Annotated in this window: 17 protein-coding genes; 6 read left to right on the forward strand and 11 right to left on the reverse strand. The window is 61.3% G+C overall.

The features are described from left to right. Window positions 1–27 precede the first annotated feature (27 nt). Window positions 28–1,398 (reverse strand): formimidoylglutamate deiminase, encoded by a 1,371-nt coding sequence (locus ISN74_RS11660; protein ID WP_188800833.1) that lies wholly within the window; start codon window positions 1,396–1,398, stop codon window positions 28–30. A 271-nt stretch (window positions 1,399–1,669) separates the two neighbouring features. Between ISN74_RS11660 and ISN74_RS11665 the strand changes: the two genes are divergently transcribed. The 3 genes from ISN74_RS11665 (at window position 1,670) to hutI (ending at window position 6,028) form a co-directional block, all read left to right on the forward strand. Beyond that, complete coding sequence (locus ISN74_RS11665) at window positions 1,670–3,232, forward strand: bifunctional GNAT family N-acetyltransferase/carbon-nitrogen hydrolase family protein (protein WP_188800834.1); 1,563 nt, start codon at window positions 1,670–1,672, stop codon at window positions 3,230–3,232. Between the two features lie 130 nt (window positions 3,233–3,362). Further along, entirely contained in the window at window positions 3,363–4,817 is a 1,455-nt protein-coding gene (locus tag ISN74_RS11670) for a chloride channel protein (RefSeq protein ID WP_188800836.1), read from the forward strand. Beyond that, the gene (gene hutI, locus ISN74_RS11675; RefSeq protein WP_188800837.1) at window positions 4,814–6,028 is read left to right on the forward strand and encodes an imidazolonepropionase; all 1,215 of its coding nucleotides are present in this window, start codon (window positions 4,814–4,816) and stop codon (window positions 6,026–6,028) included. Before ISN74_RS11670 ends, hutI begins: the two co-directional genes overlap by 4 nt. Window positions 6,029–6,258: 230 nt before the next feature. On the opposite strand, the gene ISN74_RS11680 is transcribed toward hutI, so the two are convergent. From ISN74_RS11680 to ISN74_RS11690, 3 genes are all read right to left on the reverse strand, one after another. Beyond that, window positions 6,259–6,423, reverse strand: coding sequence for a 30S ribosomal protein THX (locus ISN74_RS11680; RefSeq protein ID WP_188800839.1), 165 nt, complete (start codon window positions 6,421–6,423; stop codon window positions 6,259–6,261). 86 nt (window positions 6,424–6,509) lie between these two features. Further along, window positions 6,510–7,478: a cation diffusion facilitator family transporter gene (locus tag ISN74_RS11685; RefSeq protein ID WP_188800841.1), complete on the reverse strand. Its 969-nt coding sequence runs from the start codon at window positions 7,476–7,478 to the stop codon at window positions 6,510–6,512. 58 nt (window positions 7,479–7,536) lie between these two features. Next, on the reverse strand, window positions 7,537–7,968 hold the full coding sequence (locus ISN74_RS11690) for a MerC domain-containing protein (RefSeq protein WP_188800843.1): 432 nt from the start codon (window positions 7,966–7,968) through the stop codon (window positions 7,537–7,539). A 161-nt stretch (window positions 7,969–8,129) separates the two neighbouring features. On the opposite strand from ISN74_RS11690, the gene ISN74_RS11695 reads away from it, so the two are divergent. Then, complete coding sequence (locus tag ISN74_RS11695) at window positions 8,130–8,921, forward strand: alpha/beta hydrolase (RefSeq protein ID WP_203546598.1); 792 nt, start codon at window positions 8,130–8,132, stop codon at window positions 8,919–8,921. Between the two features lie 10 nt (window positions 8,922–8,931). Here ISN74_RS11695 and ISN74_RS11700 read toward each other — a convergent pair whose 3' ends face one another. The 4 genes from ISN74_RS11700 to ISN74_RS11715 all read right to left on the reverse strand — a co-directional run bounded on the left by ISN74_RS11700 (window position 8,932) and on the right by ISN74_RS11715 (window position 11,775). Next, window positions 8,932–9,414 (reverse strand): transcriptional repressor, encoded by a 483-nt coding sequence (locus tag ISN74_RS11700; RefSeq protein ID WP_229679392.1) that lies wholly within the window; start codon window positions 9,412–9,414, stop codon window positions 8,932–8,934. Window positions 9,415–9,460: 46 nt separating this feature from the next. Continuing rightward, window positions 9,461–9,730 (reverse strand): hypothetical protein, encoded by a 270-nt coding sequence (locus ISN74_RS11705; RefSeq protein ID WP_188800845.1) that lies wholly within the window; start codon window positions 9,728–9,730, stop codon window positions 9,461–9,463. Window positions 9,731–9,840: 110 nt separating this feature from the next. Continuing rightward, window positions 9,841–11,241 (reverse strand): glutamate--tRNA ligase, encoded by a 1,401-nt coding sequence (gene gltX, locus ISN74_RS11710; protein WP_188800847.1) that lies wholly within the window; start codon window positions 11,239–11,241, stop codon window positions 9,841–9,843. A gap of 99 nt (window positions 11,242–11,340) precedes the next feature. After that, a complete protein-coding gene (locus ISN74_RS11715; RefSeq protein WP_188800849.1) occupies window positions 11,341–11,775 on the reverse strand; it encodes a DUF4399 domain-containing protein in 435 nt (144 codons plus the stop codon). A gap of 177 nt (window positions 11,776–11,952) precedes the next feature. Between ISN74_RS11715 and ISN74_RS11720 the strand changes: the two genes are divergently transcribed. Then, window positions 11,953–13,113 (forward strand): glycosyltransferase family 4 protein, encoded by a 1,161-nt coding sequence (locus ISN74_RS11720; protein ID WP_188800851.1) that lies wholly within the window; start codon window positions 11,953–11,955, stop codon window positions 13,111–13,113. Beyond that, window positions 13,082–13,657: a phosphatase PAP2 family protein gene (locus ISN74_RS11725; protein ID WP_188800853.1), complete on the forward strand. Its 576-nt coding sequence runs from the start codon at window positions 13,082–13,084 to the stop codon at window positions 13,655–13,657. Before ISN74_RS11720 ends, ISN74_RS11725 begins: the two co-directional genes overlap by 32 nt. Before the next feature lie 669 nt (window positions 13,658–14,326). Here the strand turns inward: ISN74_RS11725 and accD are convergent. From accD to trpB, 3 genes are all read right to left on the reverse strand, one after another. After that, on the reverse strand, window positions 14,327–15,196 hold the full coding sequence (accD, locus tag ISN74_RS11730) for an acetyl-CoA carboxylase, carboxyltransferase subunit beta (protein WP_188800855.1): 870 nt from the start codon (window positions 15,194–15,196) through the stop codon (window positions 14,327–14,329). A 243-nt stretch (window positions 15,197–15,439) separates the two neighbouring features. Further along, window positions 15,440–16,240: a tryptophan synthase subunit alpha gene (trpA, locus tag ISN74_RS11735; RefSeq protein ID WP_188800856.1), complete on the reverse strand. Its 801-nt coding sequence runs from the start codon at window positions 16,238–16,240 to the stop codon at window positions 15,440–15,442. Beyond that, window positions 16,237–17,448: a tryptophan synthase subunit beta gene (gene trpB, locus ISN74_RS11740; RefSeq protein ID WP_188800858.1), complete on the reverse strand. Its 1,212-nt coding sequence runs from the start codon at window positions 17,446–17,448 to the stop codon at window positions 16,237–16,239. The genes trpA and trpB overlap by 4 nt, the downstream gene beginning before the upstream one ends. Window positions 17,449–17,507 lie beyond the last annotated feature (59 nt).

Consider the following 17,507-nt stretch of genomic DNA (forward strand, 5'->3'; position numbering starts at 1 on the left):
GCAGAGGATGCCTCCACATCGCCAAGCTCAAGCCAGCGACAATTGCTTCAACGCCTGCTTGTACCGCGAAGTAATCCCTGCCTCGCTACGATGCTGAAAATCACGCACCGCCCATTGCCCGCCCGCCATCACATGGCGCACCAGTGGTGTGTTGCCGGCGAACAGAAAGCTATCCATTGCCGATCGCTCGTCACGCGCGGCGAGCAGCGGTGAATCACCGTCGAGCACAACAAGATCTGCGCGCTGGCCTTCGCGAATCGCACCGATCGGCAAATCTGCTGCTTGTGCGCCGCCCTTGAGTGCTGCACGCCAAAGCGTTTCACCTACGCTATCCCCGGCATGGCGCGCAGCGACATTGCGATGGCGCGTACTGAGACGCTGACCGTATTCCAGCCAGCGCAGCTCTTCCACGGGTGATATCGAGATATGCGAATCCGAGCCGATGCCCAGCACGCCGTTGGCGTCCAGATAGTGCGCCAACGGAAACAGACCGTCACCGAGATTGGCTTCGGTGGTAGGACATAGCCCAGCAATCGCACCACTACGCGCCAGCTGCAAGGTTTCCGCGTCGGTAAGGTGCGTGGCGTGCACCAGGCACCAACGCTTGTCCACTGACGCATGATCGAACAACCATTCCACCGGTCGTGCACCGCGCGTTGCAAGGCAGTCCTGCACTTCGCCGATCTGTTCGGCGATATGAATATGGATCGGGCCAGTCTTTAACGCCTCGCTATCGATCACGCTGCGCCAGGCGTTTTCAGGAATCGCACGCAGCGAATGTAAAGCAACGCCCACGCGCAGCTGGTCATTTTCCAGTTTGCGCAGGTTGGCGAGCAGGCGCAGGTAGCTATCCACATCGTGGCCGAAACGGCGCTGACGCTGCGATAACGGGCGTCCGTCGAAGCCACCGCTCATATACAGCACCGGCAGCAAAGTAAGCGCGATGCCAGCCTCGCGCGCCGCTTCGATCAAAGCCAGCGACATCGCTTCGGGCTGTGCGTAAGGCGTACCGTCGGGCTGATGATGCAGGTAGTGAAATTCACATACATGGGTGTAGCCGGCCATGAGCATTTCCACATAGAGCTGGGCGGCAACGGCCTGCAGGGTTTCCGGATCGATGCGGGCGGCGAAGCTGTACATGGTTTCGCGCCAGGTCCAGAACGAATCGTCGCCAGGACCGCGCCGCTCGGCCAAACCGGCCATGGCGCGCTGGAAGGCATGGGAATGGAGATTAGGCATGCCGGGCAGCACCCAGCTATCGAGGTGTTGCGGCGACTCGCCAGCCGCCTTGGTAACGTAACCGCGATCATCGACGGCGAAAACGGCGTCAGCCTGCCAAGCCGCGTCCTGCCAGAGTTGCCGTGCCTTGAAGGTGTGGACTGCTGCGGTGTTGCTCATGAACCATCTCCGTGGGAACTTTGCGGCGCACATTGGCAAGCTTTTCGCCCCGCTGCGATGCTGGGGCAGTTGGGAGGGGTTGCCCGCCCTTGCCTCAATCCAATGCGAGCGTGGACAACCCACCCCAACCCTCCCCTGCCAGCAAGGGAGAAAGTTGTCAGTGCCAGGCATGATGCATATGCCTGCCTTAATGAGCGCCATGGTAAACAGCCGCTAAAGTGTAGCTGTCTTGCTCGCATTCGCTTCACCTTGTTTACGAAAGGATGAAGATATGGCCAGGAAGAACGAAAACGCGCCTAAGCTGACCTTGCGCCAAGCCGTGCCCGCCGATGTGCCGGCTCTGGTCGATCTCACCGCCCGCGTCTACACGCCCGAATGGGGCCATTCGGCGGAAATGCTGCGCTCCCAGCAGACGCATTTCCCGGAGGGCCAGTTCGTGGTGGAGTACGAGGGCCTTATCGTCGGCTACTGTGCCACTTTCCGCATCGACGAGTCGTTGGCGCTGGCGCCGCATACCTGGATGCAGATCACCGGCGGTGGCATGGCCTCGCGCCACAATCCGGATGGCAACTGGCTGTATGGCATGGAAGTGGTGGTGCATCCGGATTACCGCGGCATGCGCATCGGCCAGCGCCTGTATCAGGCGCGCAAGCGCTTGTGCATCGACCTGAAGTTGCGCGGCATCACCTTTGGCGGACGCATTCCGGGGTTGTCGCGGAACATTCAGCGCTTTGGCAACCCGGAAGCCTATGTGCAAGCGGTGATTGAAGGAAAACGCCGCGACCCCACGCTGAGCTTCCAGCTTACCAACGATTTCGAATTTATCGGCCTGCTGCGTGCCTACGTACCCACGGATTATGAGTCGCAGGGTTACGGCGCGCATCTGGTATGGCGCAATCCGGCGCTGCTGAATCAGCCGGATATCCCGGCGGTGAAATCGCCGCAGCACTTGCCCGATTCGGTGCGAGTGGCCACGGTGCAATATCTGCAGCGGCGCATCAGCTCGTTCGAGGAATTTGCCACGCATGTGGAATATTTCACCGACATCGCCGCTGATTACAACGCGGACTTCGTCACTTTCCCCGAATTGATCACACTGCAATTGCTGTCTATCGAGAACGAGGAGCTTTCGCCCGTCGAAACCATCCGCAAGCTCAGCCATTACACGCCGCAGGTGAAGGACCTCTACAGCCGCCTGGCGGTGCACTACAACATCAACATCGTCGGCGGTTCGCATCCGACCGAACAACCGAATGGTGATATCCACAACGTATGTTATGTATGCCTGCGCGATGGGTCTATCCACGAGCGCGAGAAGCTGCATCCCACACCCAGCGAGCGCGTGGTGTGGAACATCACCGGCGGCGACAGCGCCGCGACGGTCCAGACCGATTGCGGCCCGATCGGCGTGATGATCTGCTATGACTCGGAGTTCCCGGAAGTGGCGCGGCACCTGACCGATCAGGGTGCGTTGATCCTGTTCGTGCCGTTCTGCACGGATGTGCGCGAAGGTTATCTGCGCGTGCGCTATTGCTCGCAGGCGCGGGCGATCGAAAATCAGTGCTATGTGGTGCTATCCGGCAATGTCGGCAACCTGCCCGGCGTGAACAATTTCGATATCCAATACGGGCAAAGCTGCATCCTTACGCCCAGCGATTTTCCGTTTGCGCGCGATGGTATTGCGGCGGATTCCACACCCAATATCGAAACTGTGCTGTTTGCCGATCTGCGGTTGGAAAGCCTGGCACGGGCGCGCAATGCGGGGGCCGTGCAGAATCTGAAGGATCGGCGGTATGACCTTTATGAGACGCGGTGGTTGAGCAAGTCGCGATAATGCGTGCGGTAGTTTCTGTGCTGGATGCCCCCGTCGTACCGGCGAAGGCCGGGACGACGGTGAGATGAGATATCCCGGATCGGAACATCCGCCAACGAAAGGCGCTCGGCTGATCTGCCATAATTGGCGGATGTCCGCCGAATCACCCAAAGCCTCCAATCCCCGCCTGCGCGCCGTGCTCGGCCACGAATTTTTCGCCCCCTATCAATGGAAACGCCGCATCGCCTTATGGAGCGGCGCCATATTGGTTGCACTGGCGGCGATCCTGTTCGCCAAGACCAGTGACTTGGCTTATGCGCTGTTCCAAAAAATTCTGGCGCATGGCATCTGGATTCCCCTGATTCTTACGCCGGCGGTGTTCGGCCTGCTGTCCTGGGTCACTTCCGGAAAGCTGCGCGCCTCGCGGGGCAGCGGTATTCCGCAGGTGATCGCCACCATCCATATCGATGATGAGGGATTTCGCTCACGCATGCTGGCCTTGCCGATCGCGATCAGCAAGATGGTGCTGACCCTGCTGGCATTGATGGTGGGTGCATCGATCGGCCGCGAGGGGCCTACCGTGCATGTGGGTGCGGGCTTGATGTATTGGCTGGGGCGCCGTTTTGGTTTTGATGATCCCAAGGCACTCTCGCGCTTCATTCTTGCCGGCGGTGCGGCCGGTATTGCGGCAGCGTTCAATACGCCGCTGGCGGGCGTGGTGTTTGCCATTGAGGAACTGGCCGGTACCTTCGAGCATCGTTTCAGCGGCTTGCTGCTAACCGCGGTGTTCGTAGGCGGCGTCGTGTCGCTGGGCATTACCGGCAATTACGCCTATTTCGGCACCGTGCAGACCAGCCTGCCGCTGGGGCACGCGTGGCTGGCGGTATTGGAGTGCGGGATTGTCTGCGGCCTGCTCGGCGGGCTGTTCGCACGCCTGATCCTGCTGAGCCGCAACGGGCCGCTGGCTGCGATAGGACGGCTGCGCGATCGTTATCCGGTGTGGTTCGCCGCTGGCTGCGGTCTGTCGCTGGCGGTACTCGGCGTGCTGTCGCATAACGCGGTGTACGGCACCGGCTACGAGCAGGCGCGCGCCTTTGTGCAGGATGCCTCGGCAACGCCAGGGCATAGCTTCGGTTTCGTCAAACTGCTGGCCAATGTGGTGTCGTACTGGGCCGGCATTCCCGGCGGCATCTTCTCACCGGCCCTGGCGGTGGGAGCGGGTCTGGGCCACAACATTGCCCTGCTGCTGCCGCACGCGCCCGAGGCGGCAGTGGTGCTGCTGGGCATGAGCGCGTATCTCTCCGGCGTGACCGGTGCACCGCTCACCTCCGCCGTGATCGCGATGGAGCTCACCAACAATCAGGACATGGTGATTCCGATCATGGCGGCTTGCCTGCTGGCGCGCGCGGCTGCCTCGATCTTCTGCCCCACGCCGGTCTACAAGGATTTCGCCGAGCGCATGATCCAGGATTTCGAGCGGCAGCAAGCCGAGCGCTCCAAAGTGGATGACGAGGCGTCAAGCGTGGAGCAGATCGGTCCCACCAGCACCTATGGCGAGCCAGCCGCCCCCACCGAGCCTCACTCGACGGACGAACCCAAGCCATGAACTGGGATCTTTTGCTGACGCATGCTTCGCTGGCCACTTTCGTGGGGGAAGCCAGCTATGGCCTGATCACGGATGCGGCGATCGCCTGCCAGGACGGGCAGATCGCCTGGATCGGCGCCATGCGGGATTTGCCAGCTGCTTCGGCGGCCACTGCTCGTGACGTTCACAACCTGGATGGCGCGCTGGTCACGCCCGGCCTGGTCGATTGCCATACTCACCTGGTTTTCGGCGGCGACCGTGCGCAAGAGTTCGACTTGCGCCTCAACGGTGCGAGTTACGAAGAAATCGCCCGCTCCGGAGGCGGCATTATCTCCACCGTGCGTGCCACGCGAAACGCCAGCGAGGACGAACTGCTCGCGCAATCGCTGCCGCGTGCACGTGCGTTGCTCGCCGATGGTGTCACCACGCTGGAAATCAAATCCGGCTACGGTCTGGAGCTGGAAGCGGAACGCCGCATGCTGCGTGTGGCGCGGCGCATCGGCGAAACGCTGGGCATGCATGTGCAGACCAGCTTCCTCGGTCTGCACGCGCTGCCGCCGGAATACAAGGAACGCCGCGACGACTACGTGGCACTGGTCTGCAACGAACTGCTGCCCGCGCTGGCCAATGAAGGACTGGTCGACGCCGTGGATGCCTTTTGCGAAGGCATCGGCTTCACGCGCGCGGAAACGCAACGTGTGTTTGAGCATGCACAGCAGTTGGGTCTGCGCGTGAAGCTGCATGCCGAGCAACTATCGGATCTAGATGGTGCGGCGCTGGTGGCCGAGTTCGACGGCTTGTCGGCCGATCACCTCGAATACCTCAGCGATGCGGGGATTCAAGCAATGGCGCGGGCGGGCACCGTTGCGGTGTTGCTGCCTGGCGCTTTCTATGCGCTGCGTGAGACCAAGCTCCCGCCGATCGAAGCATTGCGCTCGCACGGCGTGCCGATCGCCATTGCCACCGATTGCAATCCCGGCACCTCTCCTCTGCTCTCGCTGCGGTTGGCGGCCAACATGGCGTGCACCCTGTTCCGTTTGACGCCTGAGGAAGCGTTGCGTGGCGTCACCGTGAATGCTGCACGCGCATTGGGGTTATCGGATCGCGGCACACTTGCGGTGGGCAAGCGCGCGGATTTGGTGGTGTGGAATGTGAAGCAGCCGGCCGAGCTGTGTTATTGGATCGGCGGCGGGCTGGTGCGACAGATGTGGTTGGGTGGTGTGGCGTTATGAGTGGCAGTGCTGCTCAGGCTTAATGTTTTACGCGAGTACGAGAAATGGATTCCGGCCTTCGCCGGAATGACGGCGAGGGAGTATGAATATTCCAAGATGCCGAGCGTTGCCCCATCGTCATTCCGGCGAAGGCCGGAATCCATTTTCCACCCTTGCGCAAAGCCTCTTCCGAGCGCCCATAAAAAAAGCCCCGGTAACCACCAGGGCTTTTTTCATAACGAGCCAAAAGCTCAGGCCGACTTCTTCTTCGGCGCAGCAGCCTTCTTCACCGGGGCCGTCTTGGTGACGGTCGCCTTGGCGCCGGCCACGGCGGGCTGCGCGGAATGCGCGCGCGTGTTGCCGTAGCTGCCGCGATAGGTCTTGCCGCGACGGGTCTTGCGATCGCCCTTACCCATGGGAAACTCCTTGATTCGTAACTGCTGTGAACGGCTAATCATCCTAGCAGCGGCAGGCCAAAGCGCAAGCGCGGTCCGGCCGGCTGTTAATGATGGTGATGGTGGGCGGAGGAAGGCAGGTGCTGGGCGTTGCAGTCCGGGCTGCCGTCCGGGCAGTCGCCCGGATCGATCTGCACGGTGGTGTGCCGGATACCGAAGCGCTCCAGCAAGATGCGGTTGACCGCCGCCAGGGCCCGCGCGCCGTCGCCCTGTTCATGCAATTCCAGGTGCAGGGTCGCCATGCGCGAACCGGATGCAAGCTGCCAGACATGCAGATGGTGCACATCGCGGATCGAGGTATCCGAATCGCGCAGCGCTGTCTCGACATCGTTGGTATCCATGCCCTCGGGAACGCCTTCGAGCAGGATATGAGTGGAACGCCGTAACAGTGACCATGCACTGCGCAATATCAGCAGCGATACCAGCAACGAAAGCAGCGGGTCAGCCCAGTTCCAGCCCATCCAGCGCACCAACAGCGCGGCCACGATGGCGCCCACGGAGCCCAGCAGATCACCCAGCACATGCAGGCTGGCGGCACCAATGTTCACGTCTTCGTGCGCGTGGCCATGCAGGCTGCGCAACACGATCAGGTTCACCAGCAGGCCGACGATGGCCACGCCCAGCATCACGCCAGAAAGAATCTCCACGGGCTTGAAGAGGCGATCGATGGCTTCATACGCAATGAAACCCACCAACACGAATTGCGTAAGCGCATTGACGAAACCAGCCAACACTTCCATGCGGCCATAGCCGTAGGTGCGCATGGCATCTGCGGGACGGCGTGCCATACGCGCAGCGAATAAGGCGAGAATCAGCGCAGCACAATCGACCAGCATATGGCCGGCGTCGGCCAGCAGTGCAAGCGAACCCGACCACCAGCCACCCACCACTTCCGCGACCATCATGCCCGCGGTGAGTACAACGGCGATCAGCAGTTTGCGCTCGCGCCCGTCCGTTCCCGCTTCGCGGGAATGATCATCGTGATGCTCGCAGGCATGGCTATGCGCGTGATTCATACGGCAATGCTAGGAAGCGCGGGGGCCGTTACACAATCACCGTGCAACGCAGGAGAACTCAATGCGCGCAATGCGGACCGTGTGCGTGGCCGTGCTGGCGATCGAAACGAAGATTCACAAAATGGCCACTGGCCACCAGCATGCCGCCGCAGGTCACCATCACGCTGTGCAGGATAATGGAGAAGTTCTCGGCAAAGGTCACTCCCATCACCAGCAGCGCAAGACCGGGCAAGGCCAGCCGCAGCGGCAGGGACCGATGGTGCCGCCGATAACCGTTAACCAGTGCGAACAACGCCAGTGCACTGGCGCACAGCACGAAACCGCGCTCGAAAGCGTGATCGGCAAGGAAGCTCAGCCCCAATAGCGGCAGGATGGCCAGCACGAACGGCAGTGCCGCGCAGTGGATAGCGCACAGGAACGAAGCGGTCGCGCCAAGGCGATCAGCCAGGTTCCACCAGCGGGACGTTTGCGGCGTTGGCGTGGATTCCATGGGGATGGGACGACACCAGGGGGTGATGCCGGCTCGGCCGGCAAGACAAGTGAATTGGTACAATATAACATGAACCATCACCACGCAAGCCACGCCCTCCTCGTACACCCCACGGGGCGAGCCGCGTTCATGTGAACCAACTCGCCTCCCTGGATATGCTCATGCCTCGATGGTTCTACGCTCTGGCAGCCCTGGCCTTCGTGCTTGCTCCGATCACCTGCGCTGCTTCTGCCACGACTGGACGTGTCGTTGAGCTGCCGCTGCATGATGGCAGTCATCAACGCCTGTTGTATGTCGCGCCTTCCGCTCCGAAAGCGACCATCGTGATGCTGCCCGGCGGCGCAGGCGACGTTGGTATCCAGCGCAACGGTGAGCTGCGCCATGACGACAACTTCGTCGTGCGTACACGCGACCTGTGGATCCGTCGAGGATTCGCCGTCGTGATTCCTGACGCCATCGATGGCGACAATTTGCGCGGTCTGCGCAGTTCACCCACCTACGCGGCACTGGTGAGCGATCTGGTGCAATTCGCGCATCGCCAATCGGCAAGCCCGGTTTTCCTGCTGGGCACCAGCCAGGGCTCCATTGCCGCGATGAATGGCGCTGCTCACATCGATCCTTCGCAGTTGGCTGGCGTGGTGTTGACCGAGTCGGTATCCGTCATGGGCGGCAGCCATGAAACCGTGTTCCAGGCGGATCCACAAAACGTGCGCGTGCCGGCGCTGATCGTCGCCAATCGCCAGGATCAATGCGATGTTGCGCCGCCAAGCAACGCACCACGCATCGCCGCTGCGATGTCAGCGTCACCGTCTGTGAAGCTGCTTTATGTCAGTGGCGGGGTGCAGCGCTCGGCCGATGCATGCGACTCGCTGACGCCGCATGGCTACTACGGCATCGAGCAGGAAGTGGTGAACGATATTGCCGGCTGGATGGATCAGCAGCTTTCGCGCTGAACAGCGCGAATCAAGCCTTGAGGCAGTTCTTGCAGATACCGTGCACTTCCAGGGTTTGCGCCTGCGGGCGGAAACCGAAGGCCTTGGCTTGCGCTTCGATCAGTTCCGCGACGCGCTCGTCACACACTTCCTGCGCGCTGGAACAGACATCGCAGATCAGGAACGGCACCTGGTGCGCCTCGGCCGGGTGATGGCAGGACACGAAGGCGTTGATCGACTCCAGCTTGTGGATGAAGCCGTGCTCGAGCAGAAAGTCGAGCGCGCGATACACGGTAGGCGGCGCGGCGTTGCCGTGACGCTCACGCAAATGATCGAGCAGGTCATACGCCTTCACCGGTTTGCCGGCGGCAGCGATCAGCTCCAGCACTTCTTTGCGCAGCGGCGTCAAACGCAGGCCACGTTCCTCACTGGCGTGTTCTACCGCAGCCACGAACTCCTTGGGGCCTTCGTGGTGGTGATGGATATGCGCTTTGGCGGAAGTCGTGCTGCTCAACGGAATTCACCTCGTCATCAGGATCATACACCCCGCAAGCATGCTGTCAGCGTGGCAGCGGCGGCGGCTTGGCTGATTTGGGGGCAAGCAGCACGATAATCCAGCCGATCGGCCCCAGCGCTGCTGCCCAAACGATACCGGCCAGCAAACGCCCGCGCCACCAGCCGAGCAAGGCGCCCACCGCAACGAACACCAGATTCCACCAGAACAGTGCAGTCCAGGGAATCATGTTCATCAGGTTGAAAAAGATATGGAAGAACGCGCCGGGTGCATCCGGATCAACGCCTTGGGTGGCTTTGGCGATCAGTTCTTCCATGGAAGGCGCGGGAGCGTGTGCATAGGTTGGGTTAGCGCAGCGTAACCCAACGGCTTTGCTGAACATGTGAGGGCGGTTGGGCTATGCGCACAGCGCTAACCCAACCTGTCTCACCCCTGCGCCAGCGCAATGGCGTCATCAATGCGCTTTAACGCCACGTCGCGTCCGGTCAGATAAATCGTGTGATCAATCGACGGCGACACCTGCGTGCCGGTCATCGCCACGCGCAGCGGCTGGGCGATCTTGCCCATACCCAGTTCCAGCTTGGCGGCCACTTGCTCGATCACCTGATGGATCGGCTCGGGCTTCCATTCGCAGCCCACGAGCAGTTCGCGCGCGGCCTGCAGCACCGATACGGCGCTTTCGTTTTTCAGATGCTTGGCGACAGCCTTGTCATCCCATTCGGTGATCGGGCCGTACCAGATCTTTGCGCGCTCAGCCATGTCGCTCAGCGTTTGCACGCGATCGCGCAGTGCGACGATCACATCCGCCGGAGCCGGCCCTTTGCTGGTGTCGATACCTGCGCGCGCCAGATGCCAGGCAAATTCAGGCACCAGCGTCTGCGGATCGTCGGTCTTCAGATAATGCTGGTTGAGCCACAGCAACTTTTCGGTGTCGAAGCGCGAGGCCGCCTTGTTGACGTCGCCAACATCGAACAACTTGATCATTTCCTCGCGCGAGAAGATTTCCTGATCGCCGTGCGACCAGCCCAGGCGTACGAGGTAGTTGAGGATGGCGTGTGGCAGAAAGCCGTTTTCGCGGTATTCCATCACGCTGACGGAGTTGGTGCGCTTGGACAGCTTCTTGCCGTCCTTGTCCAGGATCATCGGCAAGTGTGCGAACTCCGGCACCTTGGCGCCGAGCGCTTGATAGATGTTGATCTGGCGCGGGGTGTTGTTGACGTGGTCGTCGCCGCGAATCACCTCGGTAATGCCCATGTCGATATCGTCGACCACCACGGCGAAGTTGTAGGTTGGCCAACCATCGGAGCGGAAGATCACCAGATCGTCCAGCTCGGCATTGGCCCATTCCACCTTGCCCTTCACTTTGTCTTCGAACACCACCGAGCCTTCCAGCGGGTTCTTGAAACGGATGACGCGGTTGGGATCGTCGCGATACGGCTCGTTACGGTCGCGGTAGTAGCCGTTGTAGCGAGGCTTTTCGCCACGCGCCATGGCAGCCTCACGCATGGCTTCGATCTCTTCCTTGGATTCGTAGGCGTAGTAAGCCTTGCCGGCGGCCAGCAGTTCATCGGCCACTTGCTGGTAGCGGGCCAGGCGGTGGGTCTGGTAGATCGGTGCCGCATCGGCACTCAGATCTAGCCATTGCATGGCGTCGAGGATGGCTTTCACCGCTTCATCAGTGGAGCGCTCGCGATCGGTGTCCTCGATGCGCAACAGGAACTCACCGCCGCGGCGACGTGCCTCCAGCCAGCAATACAGCGCGGTGCGGGCGCCGCCGATGTGCAGGAAGCCGGTGGGGCTGGGAGCGAAGCGGGTGCGGACGGTCATGATTCGGAGAAGTCGACGGGAAACGTGAAATTTTACCCGATCGCGATGCCTTACTCCCCCTCCCCGAAGGGGAGAGGGGATTTAGATGACGCTCCGTAATTACTTCACATGCACCGTAATCGGCTTGGACACCAGCGGCGGATCGAACGGGATGTGGTTGGAATCGCCCAATTCCAGCTGCAGCGTGTGCGTGCCGGGGGCGAGTTTTAAGGTGGTTTCGGTCTGACCGCCGCCGAAGTGGATGTGCTGTTCGTCCTTCGGAATGGGCTGGCCAGCCACGGGTAGTACTTTGACGTCCACCAGCAGGTGATGGTGTCCGGTGTTCTCGTGGACCACGCCCGCCGGCGCAACACCCATGCCCTTCAGCCCGAAACGGACGGTGAAGGTCTGGGAAACGGTAGCGCCATCTTGCGGTGAGATGATGTAGACCTCCGCCCCGGCCGTGGCCTTGGTGACCGGCAGGGCCGGTGCATCGGCAGCCAGTACGTAGCCAGTGCTGGTTACCAACGCTAGAGCAAGCAACAAACGTTTCATGAACGGTCTCCTGATTCAGGGACAAAGAGCTTGTCCGGCGAATCTAGCCCAATTGAGTGTTCTCTTCGAGACAACATTTCCGCATTTCGTCATACACGTAACCACCTTGTCACGTGACCGCCACCTGTACGAAATCACGCCAGCGCAAGCTATCGCCGTACAAGACGAGGATGCGCCATGCGTATCGGCATCATCAGCGAGACGTATCCGCCTGAGATCAACGGTGTTGCCCTCACCGTCCATGGTCTGGCGACTGGTCTGGCCGCTCGCGGCCACGAGATCGACCTTATTCGTCCTCGTCAAAACGCCAGCTATACGGACGAGCCCGGTTTCCATACCCTGGAGACGCGCGGCGCCGCCCTTCCCCGCTATCCCGGCCTGCGCTTCGGGCTGCCAGCACCGCGCACATTGCGAAAGCGCTGGACAGAGAAGCGCCCGGATGCCATTTACGTGGCGACCGAGGGCCCGTTGGGCCGTTCCGCGGTGAAGACAGCCGTTCGGCTTGGCATCCCCGTCGCCACCGGCTTCCATACCCGGTTCGACACCTATGCCAATCATTACGGCGTCGGCTTTCTCACTCCGGTGGTGCATGGTTATCTGCGCCGCTTTCACTGCCGCGCCAATATCACCCTGGTGCCCACCGATGCGCTCGCTGCGGAACTTGCCGCGATGGGCGTAGATCATGCGCGGCTGCTGCGACGCGCGGTGGACACCAAGCTGTTCAGCCCATCGAAACGCGACCCGTCTCTGCGCGAAACCTGGGGTGTCGATGCCAACACTCCGGTCGTGTTGTATGTGGGTCGCATCGCACCGGAAAAAAATCTGGATCTGGCGGTATCAACGTTCCGCGCCATCCAGCAGAAAGCGCCGAACGCTCGCTACGTGTGGGTGGGCGATGGCCCGGCCCGCGCGGGGCTGCAGGCGGCGCATCCGGATTTCATTTTTGCAGGCATGAAGCGCGATGAATCCCTGGCGGCGCATTACGCTAGTGCCGATCTGTTCCCCTTCCCGAGCCTCAGCGAAACCTTCGGCAATGTGATCCTGGAAGCGCTGTCTTCCGGTCTGCCGGTGGTGGCTTACAACGAGGGCGCGGCGCGCGAGCATCTGGCCGACGGCGTCAACGGCTTCCGCATCGATTCCGGCAACGCTCAGGCATTCACCGCCGCCACCGTGACGCTGGCCAGCGACATCGACCTGATCCGCCACATGGGTCACGCCGCCGTGGCGAGTGTGGAACGGCTCTCACCGGAAGCGGTGATCCGCGAATTCGAAAGTCAACTAAGCCAACTGGTCGAGGAGAACGTGCATGAGCGCCATGTCACCATCGCACCTGCCTGACCAGGTTGCACTGCCGCGCCTTGCGTTCGATCGGCGCATGTGCATCGCCGCCAATCGCTGGGGCGCACGTCACGCTGTCGGTTTGTTCTTCGGTGCCATCAGCCGGCTTGGCGATGGCATCTTCTGGTACGCGCTGATGCTGGTGCTGGCTTTGGTCGATGGCCGCCGCGGCCTGGAAGCCGCCGCACACATGGCGATCACCGGCCTGGTGGCGCTGCTGCTGTATCGCATCCTCAAGCGCTGGACACGTCGTCCGCGTCCATTCCGCACCTGTCCCGGCGTGATCGCACATGTGCCGCCGCTGGATGAATTCAGTTTTCCTTCCGGGCATACCTTGCAGGCCGTGGGTTTCACCATCGTCGCGCTGGCCTGGTATCCGGTGCTGGCACCGCTGCTGCTGACATTCACCGCGCTGGTTGCCGCATCACGCGTGATTCTCGGCTTGCACTACCCTAGCGACGTGCTCGCCGCGATCGCCGTTGGCAGTGGCCTCGGCACGCTGTCGCTGTGGCTGGTACACAGTGCGCCGCAATTGCTTGTTTGATGCATCAGCGCTGCGTTGATCACTGCTTGCGCTGATCACTCACTCATCACGCTGTGCGCATACGCTTTGCGTTCAACGACATAGCACATCTATCCACAAGCTTTACCGGAGGCTTTCCACAGTTGCTGTGGAAAAAGCGGCGTGCGTGTTGCCAAGTTTCGTAACGGTGCATTGCAACGGCTCGCATGATTGATCATTTATTGCACTGATCAATCATTCACCACGCCGTACTCACATGCTTTGCACTCAACGACATAGCGCATCTATCCACAGGCTCTACCGGATACTTTCCACAATCGCTGTGGAAAACTACGCGCACTTTCTGCGCAACCTTTCATCACTGCGTGCCAAGTGCTTGATCGCAAAGTTGGGTATGGGGGTTGTCCACAGGCTTTTCCCGAAGGCATCCACATTTGTTGTGGAAAACGCGCTGCACTTTTCTCCTCTCTTCTCGCGTATCGAGATCTACACATCTCCACCAACGGCGCCTCTTGCTTTACTGTCATTCCGGCGAAGGCCGGAATCCACGCATCATCTTGGACATGGATTCCGGCCTTCGCCGGAATGACGGTGAGGCCAGTGTGAGATGCTTCGGTGTGTGTAGAAACCCGAGCACAAAAAATGCCGCCCGAAGGCGGCATTTTTTGCATCACGTTCAATGCGACACGCTCAGGCAGCGCGCGGCACCTTGCGAAGGATGTTCAACACATCAGCCAGCTTGTCGCGCATCTGGCGACGGTCGACGATCATGTCGATGGCGCCGTGTTCAAGCAGAAACTCGGAAGTCTGGAAGCCTTCCGGCAATGTTTCGCGCACGGTCTGCTCGATCACGCGACGACCGGCAAAGCCGATTTGCGCTTTCGGCTCGGCGACATTGATGTCACCCAGCATGGCCAGACTTGCCGACACGCCACCGGTGGTGGGATCGGTGAGCACGCTGATATATGGCACACCGGCTTCGCGTAGACGCGCCAATGCGGCGGATGTCTTGGCCATCTGCATCAGCGAGAACAGTGCCTCCTGCATGCGTGCACCACCGCTGGCAGAGAAGCACACCAATGCACTGCGCTCGGCCAGGGCGCGTTCCGCGGCACGGGTGAATTTCTCGCCGACTACCGAACCCATCGAGCCGCCCATGTAGGAGAACTCGAACGCCACGGCCATCAGCGGCTGGTCCTTGAGCTTGCCACTCATTGCGATCAGCGCGTCTTTTTCGCCGGTGTTCTTTTGCGCGGCGGTGATGCGGTCGCGGTATTTCTTGGAGTCGCGGAATTTCAGCGGATCGGTGGGCTCCATATTGGCCCAATATTCCTGCGTCGTACCTTCATCCAACAGCGCCAGCAAGCGCTCGCGAGCGCCGATGGCGTGATGATGGCTGCACTTGGGGCATACCATCAGGTTGCGTTCCAGCTCCGGGCGGTACAGCACCGCACCGCAGCCCGCGCATTTCTCCCACACACCTTCGGGTACCTTGCCCTTGCCGGCCGGGGCACCTGGCGTCCGTGCGCGGGGGGACATGATTTTTTGCAGCCAATTCATTGCATACGCCTCAATCTGGAAACAAGCGCCGCCTGTTTGGCGCGCCTGGTCTGGCGAACCTTCACGCGTCCCTTTGCCGTATCGGGCCAACTCCTTTATGGAGCTTGTACCGAAAAGATAAAGGGCGAGGATGACCCGGCCTCGATCCGACTCTGGGACAGCGAAGATCCCGAGCCGTTCCACGGTTAGTTTTTTGCGAACCCTGGCGCCTCACCCTTACCCCCTCAAAGGGAGAGCGAGTCATCACGCTTCGTCGAGCGCCTCACGGATGGGACGAAGAAAATCTCCAGCCCGCGCCGCGATGTCCTGCGCACTTTCCGCGCCATCAAGCCGCTCGACCAATGCACTGCCGATCACAACCGCATCGGCAAATCCGGCAATGGCTTTCGCGCTCTGCGCATCCTTGACACCAAATCCGACAGCCACTGGCGCTTTGGCTTGAGCCCGGATGGTCGCCACACGTGCGGCGATGTCCTGTGTACTCAAGCGTCCTGCGCCGGTAATGCCGGCGAACGATACATAGTACAGGAAACCCTCCGCCGCTTCGCACAACTTCACCATACGCTCGGGTGCGGTGGTTGGCGCTGCCAGCAGGATTTGCTGCAGGCCTGCTGCGCGCAAAGGCGCGAGCACATCGGCTTCTTCCAGCGGGCAATCGACCAGGAGCACGCCATCCACACCGGCGGCAACAGACTCCGTAGCGAAGCGCTCGTAGCCGTGAATCTCCACCGGATTGAGGTAACCCATCAGCACCACCGGTGTGTCGTTATCCCGCTCGCGGAAGGTGGAGACCCAGGCCAGCACGTCGGCCAGACCGACGCCTTTGGCAATCGCACGCTCGCTGGCGTGCTGGATTACCGGACCATCAGCCATCGGATCGGAAAACGGTACACCCAGTTCGATCACATCCGCACCGGCTTCAACCAGCGCATGCATCAGCGCCACGGTGTGCGCTGGCGCAGGATCGCCTGCCGTGACAAACGGAATCAGTCCGGTACGGCCGGCAGCTTTCAGTGCAGCAAAACGGCGGTCGATGCGGCTCATACCTGGACTCCTTCGCGTGCGGCTATCGTGTGCACGTCCTTGTCGCCGCGGCCGGAAAGATTGCAAAGCACGATGCCGTCCTTCGGCAGTTCACGCGCCAGCTTCATCGCCTGTGCCACCGCATGGCTCGATTCGAGCGCAGCGAGGATGCCTTCGGTACGCGCCAGCAGATGGAACGCCTCCAAAGCTTCGTCATCGGTGACACCGACGTATTCGGCGCGACCTGCATCTTTCAGGAAAGCGTGCTCGGGACCGACGCCCGGGTAATCGAGCCCCGCGGAGACAGAATGCGTCTCGGTGATCTGGCCGTTGTCGTCGCATAGCACGTAGGTGCGATTGCCATGTAGTACGCCCGGCCGTCCCGCAGCCAGCGATGCGGCGTGATGCCCCGTGGCGATGCCCTCGCCCGCTGCTTCGGCGCCCACCATGCGCACTTCGCGATCGTTGAGGAACGCATGGAACAAGCCGATAGCGTTGGAACCGCCGCCGACGCACGCCGTCAGCACATCCGGCAGACGCCCGTATTGCTGCAGCATCTGCGCACGCGCTTCACGCCCGACGATGGCGTTGAAATCACGCACCATCATCGGATACGGATGCGGGCCGGCGACGGTACCGATGATGTAGAAGGTATCGGCGACGTTGGTCACCCAGTCGCGCATCGCTTCGTTCAGCGCATCCTTCAGCGTCTTGGAGCCGGAAGTTACCGGCACGACTTCGGCGCCAAGCAGCTTCATGCGGTACACGTTGATCTTTTGGCGCTCGATATCGACCGCGCCCATGTACACCACGCATTTGAGTCCGAACCGCGCCGCCACCGTGGCGCTCGCCACACCATGCTGACCCGCGCCGGTTTCCGCGATCACGCGCGGCTTGCCCATGCGCCTGGCCACGAGTGCCTGGCCGATGGTGTTGTTGATCTTGTGGGCGCCGGTGTGATTCAGATCCTCTCGCTTGAGCAGGATGCGTGCCCCGCCGACGTGCTTGGACAGGCCCTCGGCGTGATAGATCGGGCTGGGGCGACCCACGTAATGGGTGAGGTCCCGGTCCAGCTCGGCCAGGAACGCCGGATCCTCGCGCAAGCGCAGGTAAGCCTCGGTCAGCTCAGCCAGGGGCGCCATCAGGGTTTCGGCAACGTACTGGCCGCCGAAATCGCCAAAACGTCCGTGGGCATCCGGCCAGTTCTGGAAATCCTGGATCGTGGGCATTAGTCAAAAATCCTGTGAAGACAGCCAAGATCACTGGCAATCACTCGTCGCCAGAGGGC

This window comes from Dyella caseinilytica (genome assembly GCF_016865235.1).
GTDB lineage: Bacteria > Pseudomonadota > Gammaproteobacteria > Xanthomonadales > Rhodanobacteraceae > Dyella_B > Dyella_B caseinilytica.

Bases quoted from the DNA above. Each gene is read 5' to 3' on its own strand.
- ISN74_RS11685 (WP_188800841.1), bottom strand. From the start codon at position 7,478: ATGAATCACGCGCATAGCCATGCCTGCGAGCATCACGATGATCATTCC.
- ISN74_RS11670 (WP_188800836.1), top strand. From the start codon at position 3,363: ATGTCCGCCGAATCACCCAAAGCCTCCAATCCCCGCCTGCGCGCCGTG.
- ISN74_RS11705 (WP_188800845.1), bottom strand. From the start codon at position 9,730: ATGGAAGAACTGATCGCCAAAGCCACCCAAGGCGTTGATCCGGATGCA.
- trpB (WP_188800858.1), bottom strand. From the start codon at position 17,448: ATGCCCACGATCCAGGATTTCCAGAACTGGCCGGATGCCCACGGACGT.
- ISN74_RS11680 (WP_188800839.1), bottom strand. From the start codon at position 6,423: ATGGGTAAGGGCGATCGCAAGACCCGTCGCGGCAAGACCTATCGCGGC.
- ISN74_RS11665 (WP_188800834.1), top strand. From the start codon at position 1,670: ATGGCCAGGAAGAACGAAAACGCGCCTAAGCTGACCTTGCGCCAAGCC.
- ISN74_RS11660 (WP_188800833.1), bottom strand. From the start codon at position 1,398: ATGAGCAACACCGCAGCAGTCCACACCTTCAAGGCACGGCAACTCTGG.
- ISN74_RS11715 (WP_188800849.1), bottom strand. From the start codon at position 11,775: ATGAAACGTTTGTTGCTTGCTCTAGCGTTGGTAACCAGCACTGGCTAC.
- hutI (WP_188800837.1), top strand. From the start codon at position 4,814: ATGAACTGGGATCTTTTGCTGACGCATGCTTCGCTGGCCACTTTCGTG.
- ISN74_RS11720 (WP_188800851.1), top strand. From the start codon at position 11,953: ATGCGTATCGGCATCATCAGCGAGACGTATCCGCCTGAGATCAACGGT.
- trpA (WP_188800856.1), bottom strand. From the start codon at position 16,240: ATGAGCCGCATCGACCGCCGTTTTGCTGCACTGAAAGCTGCCGGCCGT.
- ISN74_RS11695 (WP_203546598.1), top strand. From the start codon at position 8,130: ATGCCTCGATGGTTCTACGCTCTGGCAGCCCTGGCCTTCGTGCTTGCT.
- ISN74_RS11725 (WP_188800853.1), top strand. From the start codon at position 13,082: ATGAGCGCCATGTCACCATCGCACCTGCCTGACCAGGTTGCACTGCCG.
- gltX (WP_188800847.1), bottom strand. From the start codon at position 11,241: ATGACCGTCCGCACCCGCTTCGCTCCCAGCCCCACCGGCTTCCTGCAC.
- ISN74_RS11690 (WP_188800843.1), bottom strand. From the start codon at position 7,968: ATGGAATCCACGCCAACGCCGCAAACGTCCCGCTGGTGGAACCTGGCT.
- accD (WP_188800855.1), bottom strand. From the start codon at position 15,196: ATGAATTGGCTGCAAAAAATCATGTCCCCCCGCGCACGGACGCCAGGT.